Below are 17,710 nucleotides of genomic sequence, written 5' to 3' on the forward strand. Positions count from 1 at the left end.
ATGAAGTTCGGTGCGGCGGGCGCCGGAGCCCTGCTGATGCCGGGCTGGACGGCGGTGGCCCGTGCCGGGTCGACCGCGCCGCCGGAAGTGCGCGCGGTGAACGACCTGGCGCTGTGGTACGACCGGCAGGCAGGCACGGAGTGGCTCCGCGCGCTGCCGATCGGCAACGGCCGCCTCGGCGCGATGGTCTTCGGCAACGCCGACACGGAGCGGTTGCAGCTCAACGAGGACACGGTGTGGGCCGGCGGTCCCCACGACTACACCAACCCGCGAGGCGCGGCCGCCCTGGCGGAGATCAGACGCCTGGTGTTCGCGAACCAGTGGTCGCAGGCGCAGACCCTCATCGACCAGGCGATGCTGGGCAACCCGGCCGGCCAGCTCGCCTACCAGACCGTCGGCGACCTCAGGCTCACCTTCCCCAGTCCCGGCACGGTGTCCGGCTACCAGCGGTGGCTCGACCTGACCACCGCCACGACGGTGGTGACCTACGTGGCGAACAACGTGCGGTACCGGCGCGAGGTGATCGCCAGCGCGCCCGACCAGGTGATCGCCGTGCGCCTGACGGCCGAGACGCCTGGCTCCATCTCGTTCACCGCGTCGTTCAGCACGCCGCAGAGGGCGACGGCATCGAGCCCGGACGGCACGACGATCGGGTTGGACGGCCGGTCCGGCGATCAGCGCGGCATCGCGGGCTCGGTCCGGTTCCTCGCGCTGGCCAAGGCCATCACCGAGGGCGGGAGCACCAGCAGCTCCGGCGGCACGCTGCGGGTGACCAACGCCAACAGCGTCACCCTGTTGATCTCGATCGGCACCAGCTACGTCGACTACCGGAACGTGGCGGGCGACTACCAGGGCATCGCCCGGGGACGCCTCAACGCCGCGCAGGGCACGGCGTACGACGTGCTGCTCAGCCGGCACGTGGCCGACTACCAGCGGCTGTTCGGGCGGGTCGCCATCGACCTCGGCCGCACCGCGGCGGCGGACCAGCCGACCGACGTCCGGATCGCCCAGCACAACACCGCGGTCGACCCGCAGTTCTCCGCCCTGCTCTTCCAGTACGGCCGGTACCTGCTGATCTCGTCGTCGCGGCCGGGCACCCAGCCCGCGAACCTGCAGGGCATCTGGAACGACTCGCTGACACCGGCGTGGGACTCGAAGTACACGATCAACGCCAACCTGCCGATGAACTACTGGCCGACCGACACGACCAACCTCGCCGAGTGCTACGAGCCGGTGTTCCGGATGATCAACGACCTCACCGTGACCGGCGCCCGTACCGCGCGTGCGCAGTACGGCGCCGGTGGTTGGGTCACGCACCACAACACCGACGGGTGGCGGGGCTCCTCGGTCGTCGACTTCGCCGCGGCGGGCATGTGGCAGACCGGCGGCGCGTGGCTCGCCACCATGATCTGGGACCACTACCTGTTCACCGGCGACGTCGAGTTCCTGCGGTCGTACTACCCCGCGTTGAAGGGCGCCGCCCAGTTCTTCCTCGACACCCTGGTGGAGGAACCGACCCTGAAGTGGCTGGTCACCAACCCGTCGAACTCGCCGGAACTGCTGCACCACGCGAACGTCAGCGTGTGCGCGGGGCCGACGATGGACATGCAGATCCTGCGTGACCTGTTCGAGGGCTGCGCCCGCGCCTCCGAGGTGCTGGGCGTGGACGCCGACCTCCGAACGCGGGTCCGCGCGACGGCTCAGCGGCTCGCGCCGATGCGGGTCGGCTCGCGCGGGAACATCATGGAGTGGCTCTACGATTGGGTCGAGCCCGAGACGAACCACCGGCACGTCTCGCACCTGTACGGCCTGCACCCCAGCAACCAGATCACCAAGCGCGGCACGCCCCAGCTGTTCGAGGCCGCCCGCCGGACCCTCCAGCTGCGCGGCGACGACGGAACCGGCTGGTCACTGGCCTGGAAGATCAACTACTGGGCGCGGATGGAGGAGGGTGGCCGGGCGCACGACCTGATCCGCTACCTCGTGACACCGGCGAGGCTCGCGCCCAACATGTTCGACCTGCACCCGCCTTTCCAGATCGACGGCAACTTCGGCGCCACGTCCGGCATCGCCGAGATGCTGCTGCACAGCCACAACGGCGAACTGCACGTGCTGCCCGCGCTGCCGCCGGCGTGGTCGGCGGGCAGCGTGACGGGTCTGCGCGGGCGCGGCGGGCACACCGTCGGCGCCACATGGAGCAGCACCGCGACCACCCTCTCCGTCACGCCGGACCGCGACGGCACGATCCGGGTCCGCAACCGCATGTTCACCGGCACCTTCGAACTGACCGACACGACGAGCGGTGCGGTCGTGCAGCCGACCAAGCCCGAGGCGGACGTCATCGTGTTCCCCGGCCAGGCCGGGCACGCGTACCGCGCGACAGGACAGGGCGTCGGCAGCGGGCCGGTCGTCCAGCCGGGGGTGTACTACCGGCTCGTCGCGCGGCACAGCGGGAAGTTCGCCGACATCAGCGGCGTGTCCACCGCCGCAGGCGCCCTGCTGCAGCAGTGGTCGTCGACCGGCGGCCTGAACCAGCAGTTCGACTTCGTCGACTCCGGCGGCGGCTACTACCGCATCCGGGCCCGGCACAGCGGCCTGGTGCTCCAGGTCGCCAGTTCGAGCACGGGCGCAGACATCACCCAACGGGCTGACACCAACGCCACGAGCCAGCAATGGCGCGTGGTCGACCAGGGCGGCGGTGTCGTCAGTCTGGTCAACCGCCTCAGCAACCTGGCCATGGACGTGTGGAGCGCGTCGACCACCGATGGCGCGCGCATCTCGCAGTGGACCCCCGGCGGGGGCGACAACCAGCGGTTCCAACTCCAGCGCGCCTGACCTCGCCGTCACGTCCGGCAGCCCACCGGCACGCGAACATCGGATGGATTTGGGAGGCGCCGACGTAGTCGCGTCGGCATCACACGGCATACCGAGGTGCCACCCGAAGACATATGCACATGTGAGAGCGATAGAACAGGCCGAACACCGGGACCACGCGAACAAACCACCCTTCCGATGAGATAGGATGTATTGCTAGCCTGCTGGCGCACACTTGCGCCGGAGCAGGGAGTCCGATGCCACCGACCGACATGATCCGGATCGACGCGCACCACCACGTCTGGCGACTCCGGCCTGGCGCCCCCGGCCGAACGGGGCCGAGCCCTCGGGCCCACGACTGGCTCAACGGTCCCGACCTCGCCCCGATCCGCCGCGACTTCGCCTTGGACGACCTGGCGCCGGCCGCCGCGGTGGCGGAGATCGACCGGACGGTCCTGGTCCAGGTCGTCCCGGACGTCGAGGAGACCGCGGATTTCCTGTCCCTGGCCGCCGAGGAGGGCAAGGGCCTGGTGGCAGGCGTCGTCGGGTGGGCCGACCTCACCGACCCCGGCATCGGCGACGCACTCGCCGCTCTGCGCGCCGGTCCCGGCGGCGACCTGCTCGTCGGTGTGCGGCACCTGGTGCAGGGTGAGCCGGACCCGCGTTGGCTGACCCGGCCGGACGTCCAGCGCGGACTGCGCGCGGTGGCCGAGGCGGGGCTGGCCTACGACCTGCTCACCCTCGTCCACCAGTTGCCGGCGGCGATCGAGACCGTGCGCGCGCTGCCCGGGGCGACGTTCGTCCTGGACCACCTGTCGAAGCCCCCGATCGCCGCCGGCGACCGCGAACCGTGGGCGTCCCACATCCGTGAGCTCGCCGCCGAGCCGAACGTCACCTGCAAGTTGTCGGGCATGGTCACCGAGGCCGACCGGGCCGGGTGGACCGTGGCGGACCTGCGCCCGTACGCCGACGTGGTGCTGGACGCGTTCGGTCCGTCGCGGGTGATGTTCGGCTCCGACTGGCCGGTCTGCCTGCTCGCCGCCTCCTACGAGGAGGTCGTCGCGGCGGCCGAAGGGCTGACCGCCGGGCTCACCGCCGCCGAGCGCGACGAGGTGTTCGGCGGCACGGCCGCGCGCGTCTACCGACTGCCGGGGGAACGGCTGTGAAGGTGCGTCTCGCCTACGGGGACTCGGGGCTCGACATCCACCTCGACCCGGCGGCCACCACCGTGGTCCAACCCGTGCACCACGAGGCCGCCGCCGACGGAGCAGGTGCCCACCGTCTGGACATCCGAGGGGGTCGGGAACGCGGCATCCGCACACCGCTGTTCGACGCCGGCGTGAGCAAGGAGCCTCCACTGCCGGCCGGATCTGCTCAAGGACAGATAAGCATGCTTATTCGGGACAGGTCGGCCACACCGCGACCGCCACGCGTCACATCTGGCGGCCGATGTGCGGCGTCAGGCACCGCACCGCATGCTCCCGCGGGTCGTCGCCCTTGAGATGTAGGCTGTGTGGCCGGCGGTGAGCCGTCATACTCTTCAGGTGACCCGTCACTAAGGAGCAGCGTTGACGGATGGCGCACTTGTGCCGGAGGACCCGACCGGGCAGCCGGACACCACTCCGGTGACCGGTCCGTACCGGCCGGGCTACGAGCTGGTAGCCGAGCAGATCCTCCAGTTGATCGCCGAGCTGGAGTTGCAACCGGGCGACCGGATGCCGACCGAGAACGAGCTGGCCGCGCGGATGGGCACCAGCCGGACGGTCGTGCGGGAAGCCGTCAAGATCCTCTCCGCGATCGGACGGGTGCGGGCGCACAAGGGGCGTGGGCTCTACGTGGCCGACGACGAGGGCATGCTCGGCTCCTCCCGGTGGGGAGGCTTCTTCCTGCCGACCAACCTCGACCACGTCTACATGCTCTTCGAGTTCCGCCGTGTGCAGGAGACCGCCGCCAGCCGACTGGCCGCGACCCATGCCACCCCCGCCGAACTGCGCGCCATCGGCGCCGCCGCCGAAACCTGCCGACAGGGCCACCTGACCGGCGAGACCTCGCTGTTCGACCGCGGCGACGAGGACTTCCACCTCGCCGTCGCCGCGGCGTCCCACAACCAGTTCCTGGTGGCCGCGGTGCGCGAAGCCCGCCGTCTGCAGCGCCAGTCCAGCACCATCGGGTTTCACGGCACCGTCGGCGGCCACGCGGCCGAGGCGGTCGAGGAACACCTGGCGATCTACCGGGCGATCCGCGACGGCGACCCCGAAGCCGCTGCGGCGGCCGCCGGCCTCCACCTCGACAACACCCTGCAGGACTACCGCCGCGAGATCCAGCGCCGCCTCTTCGGCTGACACCCGCGACCGGGCGCCGATCGGTCACGTGGCGCCCCTTGCCCGCGACGGCCGAAGCACCCTCGCGGCGATCGCGTATCTGGACTCGCCCGGCGGATGTGTGTTACAAATCGTGGCGGATCTTACGAGTACTTGTATGACATCCAGCACCCGGGCAATGACGCACCGAGGGAGCGCTCATGTCTGCTCGTCGATGGGTTCGATCATCGCCACCGGTGAGTGCGGAAGAGTCCGCCTCCCCTGGTGAAGCGCCCTGAGTCCCACGGCGGTCGACACCTCGGAGTGTTCCAGCCGACTGGAATCCGAATCCGAGCCGGCGCGGTGCCGTGCGCCGCGCCGGCCGGACCCTCGTGCACCGGGCTAGCGCAGCACGCGTACAGCACCACCGGCATCCGGTGACAGCCGCCGGACGCCACAGACCTTCCCGCACGCCGCCGCCGCCGCGTAATCCAGCCAGTCGCCTTTCGATGCCCCAGAGGAGTGGCAATGCGACACAGATTCGCGCGCCTGTTATCGATCATAGGTTGCGTGCTGGTGATGATGGGCCTGGCTTCGGCGCCCGCACCCGCGCACCCTGAAGGGTTCCACGTCCTGCTGTTCAGCAAGACCGCTGCCGGTGCCTACCGGCACGACTCGATCCCGGCGGGGATCACGATGTTCGAGCAGTTGGCCGCCCAGAACGAGTGGGAGCTGACCAAGAGCGAGGACTCGTCGGTCTTCAACGACGCCACGCTCGCCACGTTCGACGTGGTCGTCATGCTCCAGACCTCCGGCATGGTGTGGGACAACGACGCGCAGCGCTCCGCCGCGCAGAGGTACATGCGCGCCGGCGGCGGCTTCGTCGCGATCCACAACGCGACGGACATGAACATCGAGCAGCAGTTCCCGTGGTGGGACCAGATGCTCGGCGCGACCATGACGGCGCACTCGGCCACCGTGTCCGGCACCGCCAAGGTCGCCGACCGCAAGCACCCGTCCGGCACGGCGCTGCCGGACCGCTGGACGCGGACCGAGGAGTGGTACAACTTCAACCGCTCGGTGCGCGGCAACGCGCACGTGTTGGTGACCGCCGACGAGACGACGTACGACCCCGGCTCGAGCCGGATGGGTTACGACCACCCGATCTCGTGGTGCCGCAACTTCGAGGGCGGCCGGCTCTGGGCCACCGCCATGGGCCACCAGGCGTCCAGCTACTCCGAACCGCTGTTCCGCGAGCACGTCAAGGGCGGCGTGGAATCGGCCGGCGGCAAGGTCCAGGCCGACTGCGGTCCCACGGCGTGGAGCAGCTTCGAGAAGGTGGCGCTGGACGACAACACCGTCGGACCGGCCGCGCTCGACGTCGCCAAGGACGGCCGCGTGTTCTACGCGGAGTACGGCGGCAAGGTGAAGATCCACAAGCCGGACACCCGCACCACCGTCACGGCGGCGACCCTGAGCGTGTACACGGGTGGCGAGGACGGCCTGACCGGGCTCGCACTGGACCCGAACTTCGCCACCACCAAGTGGATCTACCTGATGTACTCCCCCTCCGGCGGCGGTGAGGACATCGCGCGGGTCTCCCGGTTCACCGTGAACGGCGACGCGCTGGACATGGCCAGCGAGCGGATCCTGATGAAGGTGCCGTCCTCGCGGCAGGCGCCGGAACCGGGGCACACCGGCGGCTACATCGCGTTCGGCCCGAACGGCAACCTCTACATCGGCACCGGCGACGACGTCCAGCCGCACCGCTCCGACGGCTACGCGCCGATCGACGAGCGGCCGGGCTGGGCGAACAACGACGTCCAGGCCACCGCGGCCAACACGAACGACCTGCGGGGCAAGATCCTGCGCATCCACCCGGAGACCAACGGGACCTACACGATCCCGACCGGCAACATGTTCGCGCAGGGCACGGCCCGGACGAAGCCCGAGATCTACGCGATGGGCTTCCGCAACCCGTTCCGGTTCTCGGTGCACCCGACCACGGGCGTGATCTACGCGGCCGACTACGGCCCGGACGCCGCGAACGACAACGCGAACCGCGGTCCCGGCGGCACCGTCGAGTGGAACATCATCGCGTCGCCCGGCTTCTACGGCTGGCCGTACTGCATCGGCGACAACATCCCGTTCAACGACTACAACTTCGCCACCGGCCAGTCGGGCGCCAAGTTCAACTGCGACCGACCGGTGAACAACTCGCCCAACAACACCGGCCTGACCGACCTGCCGGCCGCGCGCAAGGCCGACGTCTGGTACGGCAACGGCGCGAACGGCAACAAGTTCCCGGAGATGGGCAGCCCTTCGGGCGGCGAGGCGCCCGGCGCGTTCCCGATCTACCAGTACGACGCGAACAACCCCTCCCCCACCAAGTTCCCGGCCTACTTCGACCAGACCCCGTTCTTCGGCGAGTGGTCGCGCAACCGGATGTGGGAGTTCCGGCTCGGCCAGGACGGGAAGCTGTTGAAGATCAACGACTTCCTGCCGAACCTGAGCTTCAAGTCCCCGTTGGACATGAAGTTCGGCCCGGACGGCTCGATGTACCTGCTGGAGTGGGGCTCCGGGTACGGTCGGGACAACCCCGACTCCGGGCTCTACCGCATCGACTACAAGAGCGGCGACCGCAGTCCGATCGCGACCGCGACGGGAACGCCCACCTCGGGCTCCTCACCGCTGACCGTGCGGTTCTCCAGCGCGGGCTCGGGTGACCCCGAGGGCGGCCCGGTGACCTACCGGTGGGAGTTCGGCGACGGCAGCACGTCCACCGAGGCCAACCCCACGCACACCTACACCGCGAGGGGTCAGTTCAACGCCAAGCTCACCGTCACCGATGCCGGCGGGAAGTCCGGCGTCACCAGCGTGGTCGTGACCTCGGGCAACACCGCGCCGACGGTCAACCTGAGCATCCCCGACGGCGGCATGTTCGGCTGGGGCGACTCGATCCCGTACACGGTCACCGTCACCGACCCCGAGGACGGCACCATCGACTGCGGCAGGGTGACCACCACCCCGGCGCTGGGTCACGACCAGCACGGGCACGACCTCTCGCCGATCCCCGGCTGCACCGGCACGTTCAAGGCCGAGACCGACAGCGCGCACGCCAACCTGAACTCGTTCTGGGTGGCGGCGAGCAGGTACACCGACAACGGCACGTCCGGCGTGCCCGCGCTGGAAGGCAACCGGAAGGTCCTGCTGCAACCCAAGCGCAAGCAGGCCGAGTTCTTCACCGGCTCCTCCGGCGTGCGGGTCGTGGCGCAGGCGGCGGCCGAGTCCGGCTCCAGGGTCGGCGACATCAGCAACAACGACTGGATCTCGTTCACGCCGTACAACTTCACCGGCATCAACCAGGTGTCGCTCCGGTTGTCCTCGCCGAGCGGTGGTGGATCGGTCGAGTTGCGGGCCGGTTCGCCGACGGGTGCGCTGATCGCCACGGTCCCGGTCCCGAGCACCGGCGGCTGGGACAACTACGCGAGCACGCCCGCGGTGAACGTCACCAACCCCGGTGGCACCACGGAGCTGTTCATGGTGTTCAAGACGGGTTCGAGCACCACGTACGACCTGGACTCGATGACGTTCACCGGGAACGGTGTCGGCGTGCCGGGCCCCGGCGGCGGGACCAACCGCATCGTCGGCATCGGCGGCAAGTGCGTCGACGTCAACGGCAGCAGCACCGCCGACGGCGCCAAGGTCCAGCTGTGGACCTGCAACGGCGGCACCAACCAGACGTGGACGCGCACCGGGCAGACGTTCCAAGCCCTGGGCAAGTGCCTCAACGTCAACGGCGGCAGCACCGCCGACGGCGCGCTGGTGCAGCTGTGGACGTGCAACGGTTCGTCCGCCCAGAACTGGGCGGTGCAGTCGGACGGCACGATCCGCAACGGCACCAAGTGCCTGGACGCCAACGGCGGCAGCTCCGCGGACGGGACCCAGCTGATCATCTGGACCTGCAGCGGCGGCACCAACCAGAGGTGGACGCTGTCCTGAGCGGGTCGTCCGCGGCCCCGGCACGCGCCGGGGCCGCGGACCTCCCCGCCGCGAGGTTCCTTCTCACCGTTCGGCAAGGAGGAAGGTCATGGGCAGGACCACATCGGTGGGACGGGCACGGCCGGGGAAGTCCCCGCGCCAGGCCGCGGCGGCGCGATCACCCCGATCCCGGTGGGGATCGGCCACCGCCCTGGTCACCACGTTCGCGCTCGGGTTCGCCGTCGCGTTCGTGACCGGCTCCTGGACGTCCGGACCGGACGCGACGGAGCGCAGGATCGCCGAGTTGGAGCAGGCCGAGGCGCAGCGCGACGTCGAGCAGGTCGGCACGTTGATCGAGCTGGCCAAGGGCGGCCGGGAACGGCTGACCCCGGTGCTCCAGGCGATGGCGGAGGCGTCTCCCCTCCAGCACACGGCGGCGCCCGCCGCACCCACGATCGACGAGGTGCGCGGCTGGCGCGACGTGGTCTCTGCGGAGGTGCAGCGGTACGCGGAGACACCGTCCGCGGGCAACGGCGTGAACGTCGCCCGCACCGGGATGCGCACCGCCGTCCAGCAACTCGCCGCCGCGGTCGACGGTTTCGCCGCTGCGGTCACCGCTCCCCAGCCGCTGGCGGGCGAGCTGCTGACCCTGGCCGGTGCGCAGCGCACGCTGGCGCTGCGGACCTGGTCGGTCGCCGCGCTCCAGCTGGACGTGATCAGCATCGACGCCGGCAAGGGGCACGTGCACGTGTACCTGCCGTCCGGGCCGGACTCCGGCGCGATCCCGGCCGACACGGCCCCGGAGGGCAGCGGGTGACCGCCGACCCACCCATCAGCGAACCACACCACAGAGAACGGAAGCACCCGTGTCAAAGGACAAACGCCTTCAACGACGATGGACGTTGTTCGCGGCCGCGGCCGCGCTGCTGCTGGGCGGCACCGATGTCGCCGGCGCCGAACCGGCACCGGCGGCAGCGGCACCGGACACCGTCACCACCGCCGCCGCGACCCCGGGCTGCGGCAAGACGCCCACCCTGCGCAGCGGCACGCACACGATCCAGAGCGGCGGCAAGACGCGCAGCTTCATCCTGAGCGTCCCCGACAACTACAACAACACCTACCAGCACCGCTTGGTCTTCGGGTTCCACTGGTTGGGCGGCACCATGGACCAGGTCGCCGGTGGCGGGAGCGACGGGGCCGTCTACGCCCACTACGGGCTGAAGCAGCTGTCGAACAACACCGCGATCTTCGTCGCGCCCCAAGGCCTCAACAACGGCTGGGGCAACGCCGGCGGCGAGGACGTCACCTTCGTCGACAACATGATCAAGCGGATCGAGGACGACCTCTGCGTCGACACCACGCAGCGCTTCTCGCTCGGCTTCAGCTACGGCGGCGCGATGAGCATCTCGCTCGCGTGCTCCCGGCCGACGGTGTTCCGCGCCATCGCCGCCATCGCCTCGCCCGGTGAGATCAGCGGGTGCGCGGGCGGCACCGCGCCCGTCGCCTACATGGGCATCCACGGCATCGGCGACAACATCGGCAGTGGACGCGGCCAGCGCGACCGGTGGGTCCGCAACAACGGCTGCACGACGCAGAACCCGCCGGAGCCGGCCCGGGGCAGCAACACCCACATCACCACCGCCTACTCGGGGTGCCGGACCGGGTACCCGGTGGTCTGGGCCCCGTTCGACGGTGGTCACCAGCAGGGACCCGTGGACGGGTGCGCGGGCTGCGAGAGCGGTGCCAGGAGCTGGGTCAAGGGCGAGGTGTGGAAGTTCTTCACCGGTGAGCAGGGCCCCGGCCCCGGCCCGGACCCGACCACCTTCCGGTTGCGCGGCGAGGCGAGCAGCCGGTGCCTGGACGTCAACGGCGCGAACTCGGCCAACGGCACGCAGATGGTCATCTGGGACTGCAACAGCGGGTCCAACCAGCAGTTCACGGTGAACGGGAAGGCCTTGCAGGTGTTGGGCAAGTGCCTGGACATGCCGAGCAACGCCGCCACCGGTACCCGGGTGCGGATCTGGGACTGCAACAGCGCCACCAACCAGCAGTGGAACCTGAACAGCAACGGCACGATCAGCAACGTGCAGAACGGGCTGTGCCTGGACGTCAACAGCGCCGCCACCGCCAACGGCTCCGCCGTGATCGTGTGGACCTGCCACACCGGCGCCAACCAGCGCTGGGCTCGGGCGTAACCGTCAGCGGCAACCAGTAAGCGGCTCGCCCGCCGCACTTCACCGGCCACATCCCGCCGACCTCGCGTCGGTGGGATGTGGCCGGTGACGGTGATCAGCCCTTGAAGGCGCCGTCCAGGATGCCCGCGACCATGCGCCGCCCGACCACGATGAACACCACGACCAGCGGGATGGTGGCCAGGAACGAACCGGACATGGCCAGCCCGAGGTCGACGTCGAGGCTGTTCTGCAAGGCCTTGATGGCGATCTGGGCGGTGTACCGCTCGGGCGACTTGAGCACGATGAACGGCCACAGGAAGTCGTTCCACGCGGTGATGAACCCGAACAGGCCTAGGACGAACGCGGCCGGGCGCACGATCGGGAAGGCGATCCGCCAGAACACCTGCCAGGTGCTCGCGCCGTCGATCCGCGCCGCCTGGAGCAGTTCGTCGCTGACCGTGGCGATGATGTGCTGGCGCATCCAGAAGATGCCGAAGGCGCTGGCCAGGCCCGGCACGACCAGGGCCTGGAGGGTGTCCACCCAGCCCAGCCAGGACATGATCAGGTATTGCGGGATGACCGAGAGCTGCGTGGGCACGGTCATGGTCAGCAGGACGACCAGGAACAGCGCGTTGCGGCCCCGGAAGTCGAGCTTGGCGAAGGCGAACCCGGCCAGCGCGCACAGCACCGCCTGGCCCACCCCGATCGCGGTGGCCACGAACAGGCTGTTGAGCAGCGACTGCACGAACGGCACGGTGTCCAGCACCAGGCCCGCGAGGTGGAAGAAGTTGCCTCCCGGCACGATCTCGGGCGGCATCTCCGTCGCGGTCGCGCTGTCGGTGGTGGAGACGATGAACATCCAGTACAGCGGGAACAGGCTCACGACGGCGGCCGCGGCCAGCAGCACGTAAGTCCACCAGCGGACCCGGCCGTGGCGTCGGGGTTGTGGCGTGGTGCTCGTCATCGGTCCGCCTTGATCCGGGTGGACAGCAGGTAGTTGATCGCGGCGATGGCGACGACCATGACGAAGAGCGCGACGCCGACCGCCGAGCCGTAGCCGAACTGGAACTGCCCGAAGCCCTGCTCGTAGAGGAACAGCGTCAGCGTCTGGCACTGCCGCACCACACCGCAGGACTGCGGCCCGCCCGTGCCGACCAGCAGCGGCTCGGTGAAGATCTGCAAGCCGCCGATCGTGGAGGTCACCACGGTGAATATGATCATCGGCCGCAACGAGGGGACGGTGATGTGGCGGAACTGCTGCCAGGGGCCCGCGCCGTCGATGGCCGCGGCCTCGTAGACCGCGCGGGGGACCGCTTGCAGCGAGGCGAGGTAGAGCAGCGTGGTGTAGCCGAACCACCGCCAGGTCACCATCGCGGCGATCAGGAGGTGACTGCCCCACGTGGTCTGGACGAAGTCGATCGGTGCCACGCCGACCAGCCCGAGCAGCCAGTTGAGCAGCCCGAAGTCGCGGTCGAAGAGCTGCACGAACACGATCGCGGTGGCCGCCACCGAGGTCACGTAGGGCACCAGCATCGACATGCGGAAGAACAACGCGAACCGCAGCCGGGCGTTGTTGAGCACGTGGGCCAGCAGCAGGGCGATCAGGAGCTGGGGGATCGTCGACAGTGCCCAGATGCTCACCGTGTTGCGGGTGGCGTTCCAGAACCTCGGGTCGCCGAGCATGCGGACGAAGTTGTCCGTGCCGATGAACTCCTGGTCGCCGATGGGGTTCCAGTCGAACAGGGCGACGTAGAACGTGAAGGCGAACGGGAACAGCCCGAACGCCGCGAAGATGACGAAGAACGGGGCGATGTACGCGTACGGCGACAGCCGCTCCCCCAGCCCTCGGGTCTTTCCGAAGGCTGGGGGAGGCGGTGTGGCCGGGCGCACCGGGGTGAGCGCGGCTACCACGGCGTCAACCGCCGATGGCGGTCTTGATGTTGCGCACCGCGTCGTCCCACGCGGTGGCCGGGTTGCCACCGGCCTGCTCGACGTTGGTGATGGAGTTGAGGAACTCCTGGCCGATGGTGGCGCTGTCCGGTCCGATGTAGAAGGGCTTCAGCTCCAGCAGCGAGTCGGTGTAGATCGTGCCGGTCGGCGCGTCGGAGAAGAACGGGTCCTTCGTCGTGGTGAGCTTCTCGTCCTTGTAGACCGACGGGGTGGAGGGCAGGGCGCCGACTCGTCCGAAGTGCTCCAACTGCCCCTGCGGCGACTGCATCTCCTTGATGTAGTTCCAGGCCGCCTGGGGGTTCTGCGCGCGCTTGGGGATGGCCAGGTAGCTGCCGCCCCAGTTCCCGGAACCGCCCGGGATGCGGGCGATGTCCCACTTGCCCTTGGTGTCGGGTGCGGTGGTGCGGATGCTGTTGAGCATCCACGACGGCGCGGCCACGGTCGCGTACTGGCCCTGCGTCATGCCGGCGCTCCACGCCGTCTCGAACGACGTCTGCTTGGCGGTGATCCCGGAGGTAGCGGCCTTGATGCCGAGGTCGAACGCCGCCCTCACCTCGGGGTTGCTGTCGTAGACCGGCTTGCGTTCCTTGTTGTCGTAGTACTTCTGGGAAACCTGGTTGACCGCCTGGTAGAACACGCTGGTCGCCGCGTTGTCCACGAACGCCTTGCCGGTCTGCTGCGTGTAGCGCTTCCCGGTCTCGATGTAGTCGTCCCACGTCGGCCACAGCGCGCTGACGGCCTCCCGGTCGGTGGGCAGGCCCGCCGCGGCGAACAGGTCGGTCCGGTACACCATGGCCATGCCGCCCACGTCGGTCGGGATGCCCAGCACCTCGCCGTCCTTGGCGACGCTCTGCTTGAACACCCAGTCCAGGTAGTCGCCCTTGATGTCGTCGGCGCCCAACGTCCGCAGGTCGACGAAGTTCTGCGGCTGCTGCACGAACTTCGGCAGGTCGTCACCCTGGATCAGCACCAGGTCCGGCACCTTGCCGCCGGCCAGCGCGGTGGTGAGCGCCTGTGCCGTCTCCACCGACGAGCCCACCTCGGTCAGCTTGACCTCGACGTCGGGGTGCTTCTGCTTGTAGGCGTCGACCGACAGCTTCTGGTTGATCGCGGAGAACGACCAGAACTCGAACGACTTGCCGTCACCACCGCCACCGCCCCCGGTGCCGGGTGTACAGGCGGCGACCAGGGCCACAGCGGCACAGAACAGGGGTAAGCGGAGTCTCACGACGCTCCTCCAAAACCGACGGGACAGGCGGCACGGCCGCATTGAGCGCTCGGTCGTCACGGCCCGGAGGCAGTGCGGCACCGGAGTGGGCATGCACCCACCCGACCGAAACTTTCGAAGCAACTACCGAATGTTAGCGCCCACGACAGTAAGGTGTGTCACATCCATCGTCAAGGAACGGCACGTGGTGAGTCGCACTCATAGTTGGGCGCCCGCCTCCACCTGGCCTATGAGCGCGAACCACCCTCGGTCCGCATGGTGGGCGCGTTGCCGTCCGGTCGACCGACGCCAAACAGACCGTTGCCCCTGGTCGGACCCACAAGTGGGCCTGACCAGGGGCAACGGTCTGTTCATCACATGCCGGCGCCGACTCCGACGTCACCAGTCGCTACCTCAGGAGCTCCTCATCCGGCAGCCGTGTGGGACGAGGTGAAGCGGAACGCGGTGAGTCGGACGTCGCCGTGCAGGGTCAGCCACAGGTCGTGGACTCCGTCCAACCGCTCCGGGAACTCGGCCGTGGCGGTCGTCCACGTGTAGCGGTCGCCCGTCACCGGTACGTCGACCAGGGCGAGTGGCCGGTCGGCCAAGCGGAACTCCAGCCGCCCTTCCCCCGAACCGTCCACTCGCGCCACCTCGACCTCGACGCCGACAGCGCCGGTCAGGTCCGCGGCGCGGAACAGCAGTGTCGCGGGTCGCGTCGGGTCCGCCGGGGCGACCGCGTCGCCGGTGGCCCGGGTCGCGTCGACGAGCACGAGCTCCGAGTAGTCGTCGAAGTCGACGGCGCGGGTGTGCCGGTCGACCACCGCGCGCGGCGCGGGGTTCTCGCCGGTGACGGTGAGCGGTGCGACGAGGACGTGGTTCTCGGCGGAACGGGCGATGACGATCTCGTAGTCGCCCGGATCGACCGTGAACGCACCGCGGGCGACGTCCCAGTGGGCGAGCCGTTCGACGGGTAGCCGGAAGGTCAGCGCCTCGCTCTCCCCCGCACCGACGCGGACCTTGCGGAAGTCGACGAGGCGCAGCCGTGGCGCGTCGTAGCGGGCGTCCAGCGCCCGCACGTAGAGCTGGACCACCTCGCTGCCGGGCCGCGCACCGGTGTTCGCCACCGTCACCGACACGTCGAGCGATCCGTCCTGCGGCATGACCTCCGACGACAACCGCAGGTCGCGGTAGGCGAAGTCGGTGTAGGACAAGCCGTGGCCGAACGGGTACAGCGGTGCGGCCCGGTGGTACTGGTAGGTCCAACCCGCCTTGATGATGTCGTAGTCGAGCGGGTGGGGCAGGTCGTCGTCGCCCCGGTACCAGGTCTGCGGCAGCCGGCCCGCCGGCTCGGCGTCGCCGAGCAGCACGGCGGCGAGCGCGTGACCTGTCTCCTGCCCGCCGTGGGAAGTCCACACCACGGCGGGCAGGTGCTCATCTGCCCAGTCCAGGGCGTAGGGGTAGCTGCTCATCACCACGAGGACGGTCGCCGGCTGGACCTCGGCGACGGCGCGGAGCAGTGCCGCCTGCGTCTCGGGCAACGCGGTGCCGGTGCGGTCCTGGGTTTCGCGGCCGTTGATGAGCGGGTGGTTGCCGAGGACGACGACCGCGAGGTCGGCGGCGGCCGCGGCGGCGCGGGCCTCCTCCGCGCCGTCGCGCACCAACTCCCGCGACCAGCGCTCGGCGGCCTCGGGCGTTTCGACCGTGACGCTCACCCCGCCGTCGGCCGGGTCGACCGCGGCGTAACGGCCGGTGAGGACGTTGCGCAGCAGCACCGTGTCGCTGTCGTCCGCGACGGGCTCCAGCCGGAACGTCTCGTACACGTCCCAGCTCTTGATGCGTTCTTCCTCGATGACCAGTGAGCCGTCCTTGGCGCCGAGGTGGCGGCCGGTGTCGGCGGACCGCAGGGTCACCACGTCGTCGCCCCACTCGGTGACGTCGAACGCGGTGTCACCGAGGAGCCGGCCGGTGGTGCGGGAGCGCAGCGCGATGCGGTCGTCACCCGACACGCGGACCACCTCGCCGACCGCCTCTTCGAGACCGGCGGCGATGGTGACCTGGTACGGCATCGTGCCGCTGTACCAGTCCTCGTGCAGCACGTCGGCGAGCGGACCGATGACCGCCACGCGGGGCGTCGCGGCCTTGTCGAGCGGCAGCAGCCCGTCGTTCTTCAGCAGTACCACGGACTCGGTGGCCGCACGTTCGGCGAGCACCCGGTGGTGCGGGTGGTCGATCACATCGGGACCGATCGTGGCGTACGGGTCGAGGTCCGGGTCGAACTCGCCGAGGCGGAACCGCAGCGCGAGCTGCCGGCGCACCGCGCGGTCGATGTCGATCTCGTCGATCAGGCCGCGTTCCAGCGCCTCGCGCAGCCGCCCGACCGGGGTGGCGCTGTCCAGGCCGTGGTCGGTGAAGCTGTCGATGCCCGCCTTGAGCGCGGCGGCGTGGGACTCCGCGTGGTCGTCGAAGTAGTGCTCCGGGTCGACCAGGTTGGACGGCGCTTCCGCGTCGCTGACCACGAACAGCTCGTGCCCGGTCGGCTCGGCCCAGCGGCGCAGCTCGTCCTCGATCAGCGGGCTGACGTGGCACGGACGACCGTTGACCAGGTTGTAGGCGGCCATGACGCCGGTCGCCGCCCCGGACTCCACCACGGGTCGGAACGCCGCGAGGTCGTACTCGTGCAGCACACGGGGACGCACACCGGAGGAGGTGATGCAGCGGTCGTCCTCGTTGTTGTAGGCCAGGAAGTGCTTGAGCACGGGGGCCGCGCGCAGGAACCGCGGGTCGTCGCCCGCGAGGCCGCGGCAGAACGCCTCCGCGATTCGCACCGTGTGCACCGGGTCCTCGGAGTAGCCCTCCTCGTTGCGCCCCCAGCGCGGGTCGCGCAGCAGGTTCACCACCGGTGCCCACGCCTGCAGGCTCGTCCGGCTGTCCCCCTCGGCCGGTGGGCGGTGCAGGTGGAACGCGCGCAGTTCGACCGAGGTCGCCTCGGCCACGCGGCGCACCAGGTCCTCGTCCCAGGTCGCGCCCAGGCCCACCGCCTGCGGGAACGCCGTCGCGACGCCGAGCCACGACACACCGTGCAACGCCTCGGCGCCGGTGCGGAACGCGGCGACGCCCAGCCGCGGCACGGCCGGTGCGTGCTGGTGCAGCATCGCGATCCGCTCGTCGAGCGTCAGCCGGCCGAGCAGATCATCGACGCGCTTGCGCACATCCAGCTCGGAGTCGTGGAACGGCAGCCGCCCGGCGGCGGTCAGGGATGAGGTACTCACGCGGCACAACCC

General features: G+C 69.9%; 10 protein-coding genes. 6 read left to right on the top strand and 4 right to left on the bottom strand.

What is annotated here, in order from left to right; genetic code table 11:
• The 6 genes from ALI22I_RS46950 to ALI22I_RS46975 all read left to right on the top strand — a co-directional run bounded on the left by ALI22I_RS46950 (position 1) and on the right by ALI22I_RS46975 (position 11,290).
• Positions 1 to 2,835: a glycosyl hydrolase family 95 catalytic domain-containing protein gene (locus ALI22I_RS46950; protein WP_238598927.1), complete on the top strand. Its 2,835-nt coding sequence runs from the start codon at positions 1 to 3 to the stop codon at positions 2,833 to 2,835.
• A gap of 236 nt (positions 2,836 to 3,071) precedes the next feature.
• Positions 3,072 to 3,980: an amidohydrolase family protein gene (locus tag ALI22I_RS46955; RefSeq protein WP_238598928.1), complete on the top strand. Its 909-nt coding sequence runs from the start codon at positions 3,072 to 3,074 to the stop codon at positions 3,978 to 3,980.
• Between the two features lie 402 nt (positions 3,981 to 4,382).
• Positions 4,383 to 5,156 (top strand): FadR/GntR family transcriptional regulator, encoded by a 774-nt coding sequence (locus ALI22I_RS46960; RefSeq protein WP_238598929.1) that lies wholly within the window; start codon positions 4,383 to 4,385, stop codon positions 5,154 to 5,156.
• Positions 5,157 to 5,693: 537 nt separating this feature from the next.
• Positions 5,694 to 9,116 (top strand): ThuA domain-containing protein, encoded by a 3,423-nt coding sequence (locus tag ALI22I_RS46965; protein ID WP_238598942.1) that lies wholly within the window; start codon positions 5,694 to 5,696, stop codon positions 9,114 to 9,116.
• 88 nt (positions 9,117 to 9,204) lie between these two features.
• Positions 9,205 to 9,912, top strand: coding sequence for a hypothetical protein (locus ALI22I_RS46970; RefSeq protein ID WP_077011970.1), 708 nt, complete (start codon positions 9,205 to 9,207; stop codon positions 9,910 to 9,912).
• A 49-nt stretch (positions 9,913 to 9,961) separates the two neighbouring features.
• Entirely contained in the window at positions 9,962 to 11,290 is a 1,329-nt protein-coding gene (locus tag ALI22I_RS46975) for a ricin-type beta-trefoil lectin domain protein (RefSeq protein ID WP_202971213.1), read from the top strand.
• Between the two features lie 94 nt (positions 11,291 to 11,384).
• Here the strand turns inward: ALI22I_RS46975 and ALI22I_RS46980 are convergent, their stop codons facing one another.
• From ALI22I_RS46980 to ALI22I_RS46995, 4 genes are all read right to left on the bottom strand, one after another.
• Complete coding sequence (locus tag ALI22I_RS46980; RefSeq protein ID WP_077011972.1) at positions 11,385 to 12,233, bottom strand: carbohydrate ABC transporter permease; 849 nt, start codon at positions 12,231 to 12,233, stop codon at positions 11,385 to 11,387.
• Positions 12,230 to 13,180, bottom strand: a complete 951-nt coding sequence (locus ALI22I_RS46985) for a carbohydrate ABC transporter permease (RefSeq protein WP_077011973.1) — start codon at positions 13,178 to 13,180, stop codon at positions 12,230 to 12,232. Before ALI22I_RS46985 ends, ALI22I_RS46980 begins: the two co-directional genes overlap by 4 nt.
• A 4-nt stretch (positions 13,181 to 13,184) precedes the next feature.
• Complete coding sequence (locus ALI22I_RS46990; protein WP_077011974.1) at positions 13,185 to 14,447, bottom strand: ABC transporter substrate-binding protein; 1,263 nt, start codon at positions 14,445 to 14,447, stop codon at positions 13,185 to 13,187.
• A gap of 404 nt (positions 14,448 to 14,851) precedes the next feature.
• Complete coding sequence (locus ALI22I_RS46995) at positions 14,852 to 17,698, bottom strand: glycoside hydrolase family 3 protein (protein WP_143532793.1); 2,847 nt, start codon at positions 17,696 to 17,698, stop codon at positions 14,852 to 14,854.
• Positions 17,699 to 17,710 lie beyond the last annotated feature (12 nt).

It is taken from the genome of Saccharothrix sp. ALI-22-I, from assembly GCF_001984175.1.
Classification (GTDB): Bacteria; Actinomycetota; Actinomycetes; order Mycobacteriales; family Pseudonocardiaceae; genus Actinosynnema.

Bases quoted from the DNA above. Each gene is read 5' to 3' on its own strand.
- ALI22I_RS46950 (WP_238598927.1), top strand. From the start codon at position 1: ATGAAGTTCGGTGCGGCGGGCGCCGGAGCCCTGCTGATGCCGGGCTGG.
- ALI22I_RS46955 (WP_238598928.1), top strand. From the start codon at position 3,072: ATGCCACCGACCGACATGATCCGGATCGACGCGCACCACCACGTCTGG.
- ALI22I_RS46965 (WP_238598942.1), top strand. From the start codon at position 5,694: ATGATGGGCCTGGCTTCGGCGCCCGCACCCGCGCACCCTGAAGGGTTC.
- ALI22I_RS46970 (WP_077011970.1), top strand. From the start codon at position 9,205: ATGGGCAGGACCACATCGGTGGGACGGGCACGGCCGGGGAAGTCCCCG.
- ALI22I_RS46980 (WP_077011972.1), bottom strand. From the start codon at position 12,233: ATGACGAGCACCACGCCACAACCCCGACGCCACGGCCGGGTCCGCTGG.